General features: G+C 70.3%; 10 protein-coding genes. 8 read left to right on the top strand and 2 right to left on the bottom strand.

Going from position 1 to position 12,658, the window contains the following annotated elements; all coding sequences use genetic code 11:
- Positions 1-47 precede the first annotated feature (47 nt).
- The gene (locus tag IFU30_RS17380; RefSeq protein ID WP_192006375.1) at positions 48-509 is read right to left on the bottom strand and encodes a hypothetical protein; all 462 of its coding nucleotides are present in this window, start codon (positions 507-509) and stop codon (positions 48-50) included.
- A gap of 270 nt (positions 510-779) precedes the next feature.
- Between IFU30_RS17380 and IFU30_RS17375 the strand changes: the two genes are divergently transcribed.
- From IFU30_RS17375 to IFU30_RS17340, 8 genes are all read left to right on the top strand, one after another.
- A complete protein-coding gene (locus IFU30_RS17375) occupies positions 780-2,303 on the top strand; it encodes an MmgE/PrpD family protein (protein WP_342450891.1) in 1,524 nt (507 codons plus the stop codon).
- Between the two features lie 31 nt (positions 2,304-2,334).
- The gene (gene prpB, locus IFU30_RS17370; RefSeq protein WP_124767637.1) at positions 2,335-3,234 is read left to right on the top strand and encodes a methylisocitrate lyase; all 900 of its coding nucleotides are present in this window, start codon (positions 2,335-2,337) and stop codon (positions 3,232-3,234) included.
- 124 nt (positions 3,235-3,358) lie between these two features.
- Positions 3,359-4,483 (top strand): bifunctional 2-methylcitrate synthase/citrate synthase, encoded by a 1,125-nt coding sequence (locus IFU30_RS17365; RefSeq protein WP_192006371.1) that lies wholly within the window; start codon positions 3,359-3,361, stop codon positions 4,481-4,483.
- A 68-nt stretch (positions 4,484-4,551) separates the two neighbouring features.
- Positions 4,552-6,378: a hypothetical protein gene (locus tag IFU30_RS17360; RefSeq protein ID WP_192006369.1), complete on the top strand. Its 1,827-nt coding sequence runs from the start codon at positions 4,552-4,554 to the stop codon at positions 6,376-6,378.
- Positions 6,379-6,463: 85 nt separating this feature from the next.
- On the top strand, positions 6,464-6,898 hold the full coding sequence (locus IFU30_RS17355) for a hypothetical protein (protein ID WP_192006367.1): 435 nt from the start codon (positions 6,464-6,466) through the stop codon (positions 6,896-6,898).
- A 124-nt stretch (positions 6,899-7,022) separates the two neighbouring features.
- The gene (locus IFU30_RS17350; RefSeq protein ID WP_236555286.1) at positions 7,023-7,574 is read left to right on the top strand and encodes an acyl-CoA thioesterase; all 552 of its coding nucleotides are present in this window, start codon (positions 7,023-7,025) and stop codon (positions 7,572-7,574) included.
- A 148-nt stretch (positions 7,575-7,722) separates the two neighbouring features.
- Positions 7,723-9,672: a hypothetical protein gene (locus IFU30_RS17345; protein ID WP_192006365.1), complete on the top strand. Its 1,950-nt coding sequence runs from the start codon at positions 7,723-7,725 to the stop codon at positions 9,670-9,672.
- Between the two features lie 88 nt (positions 9,673-9,760).
- Positions 9,761-10,756, top strand: a complete 996-nt coding sequence (locus tag IFU30_RS17340; RefSeq protein ID WP_249404847.1) for a DNA-3-methyladenine glycosylase family protein — start codon at positions 9,761-9,763, stop codon at positions 10,754-10,756.
- Between the two features lie 29 nt (positions 10,757-10,785).
- On the opposite strand, the gene IFU30_RS17335 is transcribed toward IFU30_RS17340, so the two are convergent.
- The gene (locus IFU30_RS17335) at positions 10,786-12,573 is read right to left on the bottom strand and encodes a phytoene desaturase family protein (protein WP_192006363.1); all 1,788 of its coding nucleotides are present in this window, start codon (positions 12,571-12,573) and stop codon (positions 10,786-10,788) included.
- Positions 12,574-12,658: the final 85 nt, after the last annotated feature.

The following is a 12,658-nucleotide window of genomic DNA, read 5'->3' as shown; positions in this document are numbered from 1 at the left end:
CCCGTCCGGTGTCGGCCAGCCGCTCGCTCGGCCCACCGCTCGCTCCGTCAGCCGCGGGCGAGTGCCTCGAAGGTCTCGTGGAGGAGCGGCTCGGCCGTCTCCCACGTCGTGTCCGCGTCCCAGGCACCGAGGTCGGTGACCTCGGTGTGGCGGCCGGCCTGGTGCTTCGGCTCGGGATCGCCCGGGAGCCGCAGTCGCTGGGTGAACTCTCCGGTCGTCCGGTCGAAGTCGAGGACGTGGAAGGCGACGTTCCGGTTCCAGTCCTCGGACGGCCACGAGATGAAGTTCACGCGCACCCGCTCCGCGGACAGCGGCCCTTCGGCGACGTAACTGCCGGGGTGGTCCTCGCCCGGCGACAGGATGCGGTACGCACCGTTCGAGCAGTAGAGCAGCAGGGCCGGCACGAACGGCTTCTCCGCGAACAGTTCGATGTAGTGGAGCGCCTCGGCTCGGATCACGTCGCCGAACAGGTGCGGGGTCTGCGGTGCCCCAGGGGTGTGCATCGGCACGGTCGTCTCCTTCGGTTCGTGAGGGGTCGGTACGCGTGTCACTCTGTCCGTGGCCGCCGTATGCGCGGTGTACGCGGGCTGGGTGGATGCGGAGAACGAAGCTGGTATTCCACGGTGCCAGGAGAACAGCGCGACAGCAGGACCGTTCCACGCGAAATGTCCTGTTCCCGGGCGGTTCTCCTGCTGCGGCGCCACGGACCCGCGGGCGTAGGCTGGAGGACGCGACGCCCCGCAGCACACTCGGACGGGCCGCACCCGAAAGGAACACCCGTGATCCAGCACCACTTGCGCGTCCACCGCAGTGACGAGAACCTCGCCCGCGAAGGACAGCTCGCCTGGCAGCTCGCCCGCGTCGCGACCGATCCGGTGGAGGTGACGCCCGAGGTCGTCGACATGATCATCAACCGCGTGATCGACAACGCCGCCGTCGCAGCCGCCTCGCTCACGCGCCGGCCCGTCTCCTCGGCTCGCGCCCAGGCGCTCAGCCACCCCGTCAGCACCGGCGGCGACGGTGCCACCGTGTTCGGGCCCGACCTCGCCCGCCGCGTCTCCCCGGAATGGGCGGCCTGGGCCAACGGCGTCGCCGTGCGCGAGCTCGACTTCCACGACACCTTCCTCGCCGCCGAGTACTCGCACCCGGGCGACAACATCCCGCCCATCGTCGCGGTGGCCCAGCATGTCGGCTGCACGGGCGCCGACCTCGTCCGCGGGATCGCGACCGGCTACGAGATCCAGATCGACCTCGCGAAGGCGATCAGCCTGCACCGACACAAGATCGACCACGTCGCACACCTCGGCCCGAGCGCCGCGGCCGGCATCGGCACGATGCTCGGCCTCGATCAGGCCACCATCCACCAGGCGATCGGCCAGGCGCTCCACACCACGACGGCCACCCGCCAGTCGCGCAAGGGCGAGATCTCCACCTGGAAGGCGCACGCTCCTGCGTTCGCCGGCAAGATGGCGGTCGAGGCCGTCGACCGGGCGATGCGCGGCGAGACCAGCCCGTCGCCGATCTACGAGGGCGAGGACGGCGTGGTCGCCTGGCTGCTCGACGGCCCCGACGCCTCGTACGACGTCCCGTTGCCCGGCGCCGGTGAGCCGAAGCTCGCGATCCTCGACTCCTTCACGAAGGAGCACTCGGCGGAGTACCAGGCGCAGGCGTGGATCGACCTCGCCCGCAAGCTGCACCACGAGCACCCGGAAGTCCTCGCCCCCGGAGCCGTGGACCGCATCGTCCTCCACACCTCGCACCACACGCACTACGTCATCGGCTCCGGCGCGAACGACCCGCAGAAGTACGACCCGACGGCGTCGCGCGAGACGCTCGACCACTCCATCCCCTACATCGTCGCGGTGGCGCTGCAGGACGGCGCGTGGCACCACGTCGACTCCTACCGTCCCGAGCGCGCCACCCGCGCCGACACCGTCGAGCTGTGGCACCGGATCTCGACGGCGGAGGACGCTGAGTGGACGCGCCGCTACCACTCGCTGGACCCGGCGGAACAGGCGTTCGGCGGGCGCATCGAGATCACGCTCACGGACGGGTCGACCATCGTCGACGAGATCGCCGTCGCCGTCGCCCACCCGCTCGGCGCCCGGCCGTTCGCGCGCGCCGACTACGTCCACAAGTTCCGCACGCTCGCCGCCGACGTCCTCGACCCGGAGGAGATCGAGCGTTTCCTCGCGCTCGCCGAACGTCTCCCGGAACTCGACGCCGACGAGGTCAAGCAGCTGAGCATCCAGGCCGCCTCCGGGGTCCTCGCCTCGGCACCCCACCCGAACGGCCTGTTCTGATGCCGGCCGACCTCCAGAAGGGACTGCGCTGATGCTGTACAGCGAGACCACGCCGGCCGAGAAGCGCCGGCTGTTCCGCGAGCGACTCGCCACCGGTGAGCTGCTGCGCTTCCCGGGCGCGTTCAACCCGCTCTCGGCGAGGCTCATCGAACAGAAGGGCTTCGACGGCGTCTACATCTCCGGCGCGGTGCTCTCCGCCGACCTCGGGCTGCCCGACATCGGACTGACGACCCTCACCGAGGTCGCCGGTCGCGCCAAGCAGATCGCCCGGATGACCGAGCTGCCCGCGATCGTCGACGCCGACACCGGCTTCGGGGAGCCGATGAACGTCGCACGCACCGTCCAGGAGATCGAGGACGCCGGGCTCGCCGGGCTCCACATCGAGGACCAGGTCAACCCGAAGCGCTGCGGCCACCTCGACGGCAAGCAGGTCGTCGACACCTCCACCGCGCTCGGCCGGATCCGTGCCGCCGTGGACGCCCGGCGAGACCCGAACCTGCTCATCATGGCGCGCACCGACATCGCCGCCGTCGACGGGCTCGACGCCGCGATCGACCGGGCCAAGCAGCTCGTCGACGCCGGAGCCGACGCGATCTTCCCCGAGGCGATGCGGTCGCTCGAGGAGTTCGCCGCCGTCCGCGACGCGGTCGACGTGCCGATCCTCGCCAACATGACGGAGTTCGGCAAGAGCGAGCTGTTCACGACTCAGCAGCTCGCCGATGTGGGCGTGAACCTCGTCATCTGGCCGGTGTCGCTCCTCCGCATCGCGATGGGCGCCGCCGGTCGCGCGCTCGACACGCTGAACGACGAGGGCTCGCTCACGAGCAAGCTCGGTGAGATGCAGCACCGTGCCGACCTCTACGAACTGATCGACTACGAGGGCTACAACCGCTTCGACACCTCGGTCTTCAACTTCACCATCGACCGGTAGGCGTCCCCTCACCGGTGAACACCACCTGGGTCTCCGCTCCCCGAGCTTGTCGAGGGGCGAGCCGGGTGCCAAGCTCGACCGACGCGCGCAGGACGCGCGCAGGCAGTACGCAAAGGAGCAACGCATGACCGAAGCGACCAGCGACATCAAGAAGGGTCTCGCCGGCGTCGTCGTCGACGTGACGAGCGTCTCGAAGGTGAACCCGGAGACGAACTCCCTGCTCTACCGCGGGTATCCGGTCCAGGAACTCGCCGAGCACTGCAGCTTCGAGCAGGTCGCGTACCTGCTCTGGAACGGTGAACTGCCCACGGACGCCGAACTCGCGGAGTTCACGGCGTCGGAGCGGGGCCAGCGCGCGCTCGACGACAACGTCAAGGCGGCCATCGACCTCCTCCCGACCGAGAGCCACCCGATGGACGCCCTCCGCACGGCCGTCAGCGTGATCGGCGCGAACGACCCGACCGCCGAGACCAACACCCCCGAGACCAACGCGGTGAAGGCCGCGAGCCTGTACGCGAAGCTGCCGGCGATCGTCGCCTACGACCAGCGCCGCCGCCACGGCCTCGAGCTCGTCCCGCCGCGCGACGACCTCGGCTACAGCGCGAACTTCCTCTTCATGACCTTCGGCGAAGAGGCCGATCCGGTCGTCGTCGAGGCGTTCGACGTCTCGATGATCCTCTACGCGGAGCACTCCTTCAACGCGTCGACGTTCACCGCCCGGGTCATCACCTCGACCCTCAGCGACCTGTACTCGGCGGTCACCGGTGCGATCGGCGCGCTCAAGGGCGCCCTGCACGGTGGGGCGAACGAGGCCGTCATGCACGTCTTCGACGAGATCGGGACGGCTGACCAGGCCAGCGCCTGGCTCGACGCGGCGCTCGCCGAGAAGCGCAAGATCATGGGCTTCGGACACCGGGTCTACAAGAACGGCGACTCGCGCGTGCCGACGATGCTCAAGGCGCTCGAGCGGCTCGCCGAGCACTACGGCAAGCCCGAGATCCTCGAGCTGTACACGACGCTCGAAGCGGACATGGTCGCGCGGAAGAACATCAAGCCGAACCTCGACTACCCCTCGGGCCCGGCGTACAACCTGATCGGGTTCGACACGGCCACGTTCACGCCGCTGTTCGTCGCCGCTCGGATCGTCGGGTGGACGGCGCACATCGCCGAGCAGCTGGCGTCGAACGCGCTCATCCGTCCGCTGTCCGAGTACGTCGGGCCAGACGAGCGGCACGTGCCGACCGACTGAGGACGAGTTCTCCACAGATTCGGCGGCAGCCCCCACGGCGATATTCCAGATGAGTAGCCTCGGTCCTCGTGACTGCTCTGATCCGTGCTCCGCGCTCCCTACTCCGGCGCTCCACGCTCTCGGCCCTGGCCGCCGCGACCATCCTGCTCACCGCCGTGGGACTCCCGGGTCCGGCAGCCGCTGCTCCGCCCGTCGGGTCCATCGCGGACCCGCAGGAGCACGACGATGCACCCGGTGACGCGTTCGGCACCGGGGATGCCCCCGGTGTGTCGGACGCCGTGGCCCCTGCGGCCGGCTCGTCTCGCGTGATCGGCAAGCTCGTCCTGCAGAACCGTTCCAGCGGATCCTCGGCGTACGTCGGGCTCTCCTCGCCGGAGTCGGGTCGCAACGTCCAGCGGCTGTACTCGTCCTCGGTGGGCGGAGCAGCGTCGCTCGCGGGGACGTATTCCCTCCCTGCCGTCGGTGCGGCCGGGCCGATCACCGGCACGGGAACGTCCTCGACGCTCTGCCTGACGCCCGCCGGCGACGGCTCCCGCGCGCTCGTCGCAGCCCGGACGTGCACCGGTTCCCCGTCGCAGGACTTCGAGTGGCGGTACGTCTCGAACACGTGGGTGGCCGGCTACGCCCTGTACCCGGTGTCGAGTCCGTACTCCTTGGGCGGGACGGACAACGACACCTTCGTCGAGCTCACGATGGACGCGCTCACCGATGTCGTCGTGGAGTCGCAGCTGGCCCCGATCGAGCCGTTCGAACTGCGGACCCCGGCGATCGGCGCCACGGTGGACTCGCCGACCCCCACGTTCAGCGGTATCGGGCAGCCCGGATCGTCCGTCTCGATCCGCACCGACGCGCAGGCCCTGCTCGCGAGCACGAACGTCCCCCTGGACTCGACCTCCTGGTCGGTTCCGTCGATCCAGCTCGAGCCCGGCCGCTACACGGGAACCGCGACCCAGAGCGGAACCGGGTCGGATGCCCAGGTGCGTTTCGACTTCACGGTCCCGTCGCCGCTCGCGCCCGGCGCCTCGATCCCCAGACCGACGCTCACCCCCGGTCAGTCCGTGGAGGTGGCGGCGACGTTCAACGCCGATGCCGGTGGTCAGCGTATCGACGTCTACCACCCGGTGTACACGCGGATCACCGCGGTCGACCACCCGGCCTTCACGCTCGACGCGTTGGGCATCGGGGGTGTCTTGCCGGACGGCACGACCACGCTGAGGTTCACGCTGCGGGCGAACGACGACGCTCCCGTCGGCGAGGCCACGGGCGGCAAGGTCACCTACGGTTCCTCCCGCATCACGATCGCCGACTTCACGGCGAACATCGTCCGGGCGCCGGACGAGCCGATCGCCCCCTTGGTGGTCGAGTCGCCGAGGCGCGGCGAGACGATCAGTGAGACGACCCCAGTGTTCCGTGGGACCGGCGAACCGGGGTCGCGCATCGAGATCCGTGGCGCGTGGGGCGACGTCCTCGGCTCAGTGGAGCGGGTCGACGCGAGCGGTGCTTGGTCGATCACCTGGAACAAGAGCCTCCTGCCGAGCCGGTATGCCGGAGGCACCGTGAAGCAGTTCGTGGACGGGGTGCCGACGCACACCTTCGTGTACGACTTCACGATCGTCCAGCCCCGACTCGTCGTCACCTCGCCGAGAGTCGGCGACACCCTCACCGGCACCAGGCCGGTGTTCACCGGTGCGGCGAACCCGGGGGCGCGGGTGCAGATCACGGGCGCGTGGGGCACCGACCTCGGCTCCGCGATCGCCGACCCACGGACCGGGGAGTGGACCATCACCTGGCCGCGTGACTATCTCCCGGCGCGGTACTTCGGCGGCACCGTGACCGAGACCGTCGCCGGCAAGGTCATCGCCTCGTCCGGGTACGACTTCACCCTCACCCAGTGAGCTGACCATCGAGCCGCCGGCCCGGCGTCACTGCACCGGGCCGGGGCCTCCTGCCTCCCCCTACCGAGCCTCCGAAGGAGCACCCATGCCCAAGCAACCCACCCTCCTCGCCGCCGCGGGCCTCGTCGTCATCGCCCTCGCCGGATGCACCGACGCGGATGCGACGTCGACGACGAGCGCGTCACCGACGGTCGCCGCCGAGTCCACCACCGGTTCCGAGTACACGATCCCCGACGTCACCGGTGAGTGCGTCGACGGCACGGCGACCATCGTCGACGACAGCTCGAACGTGACCGTCGACGGCGACTGCGAGAACGTCGTCGTGGAGGCCTCCAACAGCATCGTGACCGTGACGGGAGCCGTCGTGAACCTCTCGTTCAACAGCTCCATCACCCTCGTGAACGTCTCGACCGTCGACAACGTCACGTTCGTCGAGGGAGCCAACGGCAACAAGGTCGCGACCTCGTCGGCGCCGGTGGTCACCGACAGTGGGGAGGGCAACACCGTCGCCGCTGACTGACCGTCGGCGATCCGGTCCAGGTGTGTCGGACGCCACACGTCGCCAGGCGTCCCAGGACCCGGGTGTTGTCGAGTCGGGACAACCATGGTGTACGACGCCGCGCCGGCGGGATACGGTCACATCCGTGCACCTCATCTTCCGCACCATCGCCATGTTCCTGCAGTCCCGCCGTCGAGCCCGCCGAGGCGAGCGCCTCGAGACCTGGGACGTCGGTCGGATCCGGTTGCGCGTGCTGCCGACCGACCTCGACGTCCTCGGCCACATGAACAACGGTGTCTACCTGTCGATCTTCGACCTCGGCCGGTTCGACCTCCTGATCCGGAACGGACTCTGGGATCGCTTCAAGCACCTGGGCTGGTACCCGGTGGTGTCGAGCGAGAGCATCACCTTCCGGAAGTCGCTGCAGCCCTGGCAGCGTTTCGCCGTCGAGACCCGGGTCACGGGCTATGACGACAAGGGTGTGTTCATCGAACACCGGGTGGTCGTGGGTGGGGAGATCTACACCCAGGCCCTCGTGCGAGGTCGGTTCCTCAAGCGCTCGGGCGGCGTGGTGGCGCTCTCGGAGCTCATCGAGCTCACCGGCCCGGCTCCAACCGACCTCCCTGCGTGGCAGGCGCAGTGGGCGAGGGATGTCGCCCTGCCGCCCACGAAGGCGTCGGCACCGAGCGACTGGTGAACCGGAAGAGTCGGTCGACATACTGGATTAAGCAACTGGAATACTTGTAGGCTGACCGCGTTCGTTCGCGAACGCTCCGCCGGTGCGTCCGGACGGCCCTCCCTCGGGTCGTCTCGGGCGCACCCTTGCGAAAGGTCGCCCATCGCCCATGAAACTCCCCATCCCCATCGCATTCGTGAGTCTGCTCGGCATGACGGTGAGTCTGCTCACCGGTCCGGCCGCCCGAGCCGCCGGGCCGGCGCCTGACACGACCCCGGCGGTGTCCTCGGTCGAGGGAAGGTTCGTCGGCCAGGCGTTCCCCTCCGGCTCGGACGCCTTCTTCGCGGTCGGTGGCTCGACGGACGTCCTGAACCCGGCCAGGGTGACGCTGCACGCCACGCTCGACCAGGCGCTCGCCGCATCCGGCCGCTGGACGTTCCCGTCGGTGGATGCGTCCGGTCCGGTCACGACCACGGTCGGAGGCGTCACGAGGTGCCTCCAGCCTGATCCGTCGCAGGCCTACAAGTACGTGTACCCGGCGGTCTGCACCGGCTCGACCGCGCAGCAATGGGGCTGGGAGGAGTTCGCGAACGACCGTGTCAGCGGATACGGCCTCGTCTCGAACGGCGGAGCAGGTGGCTTCCTCCGTCAGTTCGACGGCAGGCTGGCCGTGGGCGGCTTCGGCTCGGTCGTGGATGCCGACCGGGTCACCCCGGAGGGACTCGATCCCGTCCCCGTCGCCATCCCGGTCATCCTCGAAGCGCCGACGCCCGGTTCCGTCGTCCGGGAGCCACGTCCCGTGTTCAGCGGGCGAGGCACGCCTGATGCGGTCGTCGAGGTCCTCGATTCGTCCGGCGGACCACTCGCCACGGCGACCGTTACCGCAGCGGGCACCTGGTCTGCCCGTCCGACCCGCGATCTCGCGCCCGGAGCGCAGTCCGGCACGGTTCGTCAACGCTCTGACGACTCGACCGCGAACTGGTCGCTGACCTACCGCGTCGTCACAGCGGTGACGGTCCGAACGCCCGCACTCGACGCCACGGTGGACGATCCGCGTCCGGTGTTCTCCGGTCTCGGAGAACCGGGCGCGCGGGTGACCGTCCTCGACGACACGACGGGTGTGACACTGGTCGACGTCGAGGTGGATGACACCGGCGCCTGGAGTCAGCAGTCACTCCGGACGCTTGAGTCGCGCGCGTACACCGCGACCGCGACGCAGGTCTTCGGGGAACAGCGCACCACGGCACTGCTCCGGTTCACCTATCGGGAGCCCACGCCCGAGCCGGGCCCGGTCGAGGACGTCACCCTGCTCTTACCCGCCATCGGGGAGACCGTCGAGACCGCAGACCCGGTGTTCAGCGGTCGTGGAGAGCCGGGCGCGACCATCCGGGTGATCGGTGCCTGGGGTACGGAGATCGCTGCAGCCGAGGTCGGAGACGACCGTCGCTGGGTGGCGCCGATCAACAAGAGCCTGACCCCCGGTCGGTACAGCGGCGGCTCCGTGCGCCAGGAGATCGACGGCGTCGAGCAGTCTCGCGCGCCGTACGACTTCACCGTGGCCGCCCGCGCGGTCGTCGCCCCGCTCGTCCTGGAATCGCCCGCGACCGGTGGCGTCATCGGTTCGTCCGTGCCCGAGTTCAGCGGCACGGCACAGCCTGGCGCGAGGCTCGAGATCTGGAGCGCCTGGGGCGATCTCGTCGGCACCACCGAGGCCGTGGCTGCGAGTGGGCGTTGGACGATCACCTGGAACAAGTCGCTGCTCCCCGCCCGGTACGCCGGTGGCACCGTCCGACAGATCGTCGGCGGTGTCGAGACGCACCGCTCCGTCTACGACTTCACCGTCGCATCCGTCCTCAGGGTGACCTCGCCGAGGATCGGCGACACCCTCACCGGTACGCGGCCGGTGTTCACCGGCACGGCGACACCGCTGGCCGACATCGAGATCATCGGAGCCTGGGGCACCCGACTCGGGACGACGAAGGCCGATTCCTCGGGCTCGTGGACCGTCGAATGGAGTCGGGACTACCTCCCGGGCCGCTACCAGGGCGGACGCATCGAGCAACGCGTGAACGGAACGTTCATCGATCAGGCCGGGTATGACTTCCGCCTGGTGCGATAGCGGATCGGCGGCGGTCGGGGCGTCTTCGCGATCCTCGACCGTCGTCGGCGTCGCCGGATGTCGGTGGTCACCACGTAGGGTGACCACCATGTCCGCCTCCACATCGTTCGCCGCTCCGTCGCTGTCGTCCGTCGAGGCCGCGCTGCAGTCGACCGGACCGGTGCCGCGCGAGGCGGAACCGATGCGGACGGTGTACCGCCCGAGCGGTCCACTCGACGTCCACAGCACCCTGCGCCTCATCGCCCGGGGAGGCGACGGCCCCTGCTACCGCCGCACGCCTGGCGGGGTCTGGCTGACGGCACGCACCCCACAGGGCGGCGCGACCCTGTACGTCTCGACGGTCCGCGACGGCGAGGTCGAGGCGGCCGCCTGGGGTCCGGGCGCCGAGTGGATGATCGCCGGAGTGCCGGAGCTGCTCGGTCGGGACGACGACTGGTCGGAACTCGACGTGAGCCGGAGCCCGCTCCTCACCGAGGTGTCCCGGCGGAACCCGGGACTGCGGTTGAGCCGCAACCGGCTCGTGTTCGAGATGCTCGTGCCGTCGATCCTCGAGCAGAAGGTGACCGCACTCGAAGCGTGGCGTGCGTGGCGGTTGCTCGTGCGCCGACATGGCGATGCCGCCCCCGGTCCAGCACCGGAGGGCATGGTCGTCGCGCCGTCCGCCGAGACCTGGCGGATGATCCCGAGCTGGGAGTGGCATACGGCGGGTGTCGGGCCGCAGCGCTCGGAGACGGTCGTGCGGTCGTCACGACTCGCCTCCGCGATCGAGCGGACGATCGACGAGCACCCCGACGACGCGTCGCGGCGCCTCCAGAGCCTGCCGGGCATCGGCGTGTGGACGGCCGCCGAGGTGACGCTCCGAGCTCACGGCGATCCCGACGCCGTGAGTGTCGGCGACTACCACCTCGCGGCCTCGGTGGGTCAGGCGCTCACCGGCTCACCCGTGGACGACGACGGCATGCTCGAGCTGCTCGCTCCTTGGGCTGGTCACCGGCAGCGGGTGCTGCGGCTCATCAGCCGGAGTGGCATCCACAAGCCACGTCGTGGCCCGAAGATCACCATCCAGGACCACCGCCACCACTGAGCGCGGCGACGCGTTCTGCGGCGTGCAGGTCAGGCGTGCAGGACGGCCATCGCGGCGTTGTGCCCTCCGAGTCCGCTGACCGCGCCACCGCGTCGGGCCCCGGCGCCGCAGAGCAGGACGCGCGGGTGCGCCGTCGCGACCCCCCACCGCTCGGCCGCTGTCGTCCGTGGGGCGTCGTCCTCCAGGAACGGCCACGACAGCGGGCCGTGGAAGATGTTCCCGCCCGGCATCGCCAGCGAGCGCTCGAGGTCGAGCGTCGTCCGCGTCTCGATGCAGGGCCGCCCCTCGGCGTCGAGCAGCAGCAGGTCCTCGATGGGTTCCGCGATCACCGAGTCCAACGATCGCAGTACCGCGGCCTGCAGTGCGTCGCGGAAGGCGTCGTGGCCGCCGGGGATCGCATCCGCAGCGACCGCGAGCCGATGCGGCACATGGAGCCCGAACACGGTGAGCGTCTGCGCCCCCGAGGCCTGCAGCTCCGGCGAGAGGATGCTGGGGTCGCTCAGCGTGTGGCAGTAGATCTCGCAGGGGAGCGGGTCGGGGATCCGGCCGGCCTCCGCCTCGAGGTAGGCGTGCTCCAGCTGCGCCCAGCCCTCGTTGATGTGGAAGGTGCCGCCGAAGGCTGCCGCCGGATCGACGGCCGGGTCGAGGAGCTCGGGGAGCCGCCGCAGCAACAGGTTCACCTTCACCTGGGCGCCCTCGGGATGCGGGACACCGTCCTCCGGCGCTGGCGCCGTGCCGAGGATCGCGTCGGCATCACTCCACTGCACCGGCGTCCCCCGCGCTGCCGACCACACGGCGTACGCGGCCGCGGCCGCCCGTTGCTCCGCCGCCGGGTCGAGGAGGCGCTCCAGCACCGCCGGAGCCGCACCCGACAGGATCCACTCGCCGCGGACGACGACCCCGGGACGAGGCCGGAACCGGTCCAGCGTCGCCATCGGTTCGGTCGCCTCGAGCTCCGCTTCCGCGGCGAGGTCCACGTAGGCGACGAGCCCGTGCTCCGGCTGGATGGACGTCACCTCGGCGAGCGTCCGGATCTCGGCACCGGCCTCCTCGGCCGCGCGGCGCAGCGCGTCCGTGACCGCGCCCATGCCGCCGACCGGGACGTCCCAGTCGCCGGTCCCGCCGCCGATCAGGTGGTAGAGGAAGCAGATGTTCTGCTGCAAGGTCGGGTCGTCGGCGCGGGCGAAGGTGCCGATGAGCGCATCCGTGAAGACGACACCGCGGACGAGGTCGGAACGCGCGGCGTCCTCGATGGCACGGCCGATCGGCTCATCGAACACCGCTGACCAGATCGACGCGACCTCGGCGGCCGGCACCCCGAGGTCCGCGGCGGCGGCGATCGCCGCGTCACGCGCATCGGAACGGCTGCGGAGCGGCTCGAGCACCGTCGGCCAGAGCACCGAGGCCAGGTGACCGATCCGACGGTGCAGTTCGGCGATGCCCGCGGCGTCCTCCGGATACCCGATCGACACGAACGACGCGACGGTGGCGTCGTCGTCACGGTTGTCGATCAGGAGCCCCGTGCCCGGGTTGTCGGGGTCGGGCGTGTACGAGGAGAAGCGGCGCCGGACGAGCCGGACGTCGAGCCCGAGGTCGTCGATGATCTGCTGGGGCAGCAGGCTGACGAGGTACGAGTACCGGGACAGACGTGCGTCCACGCCGGGGAACGGACGTTCCGAGACGGCTGCTCCACCCGTATGGTCGAGGCGTTCGAGGAGGAGGACGCGCTTGCCCGCGCGTGCGAGGTAGGCGGCTGCGGTGAGGCCGTTGTGCCCGCCGCCGACGATGACGGCGTCGTACTGCTCGACGGAGTGCATGACCACACCCTATTCGTAGGCGCACTTCGACAGGCTCAGGGACCGTGGAGTGGGGTGCTCGGCGACGGGGTGCTCAGCCGCCAGG

The organism is Plantibacter sp. CFBP 8798 (genome assembly GCF_014841195.1).
Taxonomy (GTDB): domain Bacteria; phylum Actinomycetota; class Actinomycetes; order Actinomycetales; family Microbacteriaceae; genus Plantibacter; species Plantibacter auratus.
This window is presented reverse-complemented; position numbering and strand designations above follow the sequence as displayed.

Bases quoted from the DNA above. Each gene is read 5' to 3' on its own strand.
- prpB (WP_124767637.1), top strand. From the start codon at position 2,335: ATGCTGTACAGCGAGACCACGCCGGCCGAGAAGCGCCGGCTGTTCCGC.
- IFU30_RS17365 (WP_192006371.1), top strand. From the start codon at position 3,359: ATGACCGAAGCGACCAGCGACATCAAGAAGGGTCTCGCCGGCGTCGTC.
- IFU30_RS17355 (WP_192006367.1), top strand. From the start codon at position 6,464: ATGCCCAAGCAACCCACCCTCCTCGCCGCCGCGGGCCTCGTCGTCATC.
- IFU30_RS17345 (WP_192006365.1), top strand. From the start codon at position 7,723: ATGAAACTCCCCATCCCCATCGCATTCGTGAGTCTGCTCGGCATGACG.
- IFU30_RS17340 (WP_249404847.1), top strand. From the start codon at position 9,761: ATGTCCGCCTCCACATCGTTCGCCGCTCCGTCGCTGTCGTCCGTCGAG.
- IFU30_RS17335 (WP_192006363.1), bottom strand. From the start codon at position 12,573: ATGCACTCCGTCGAGCAGTACGACGCCGTCATCGTCGGCGGCGGGCAC.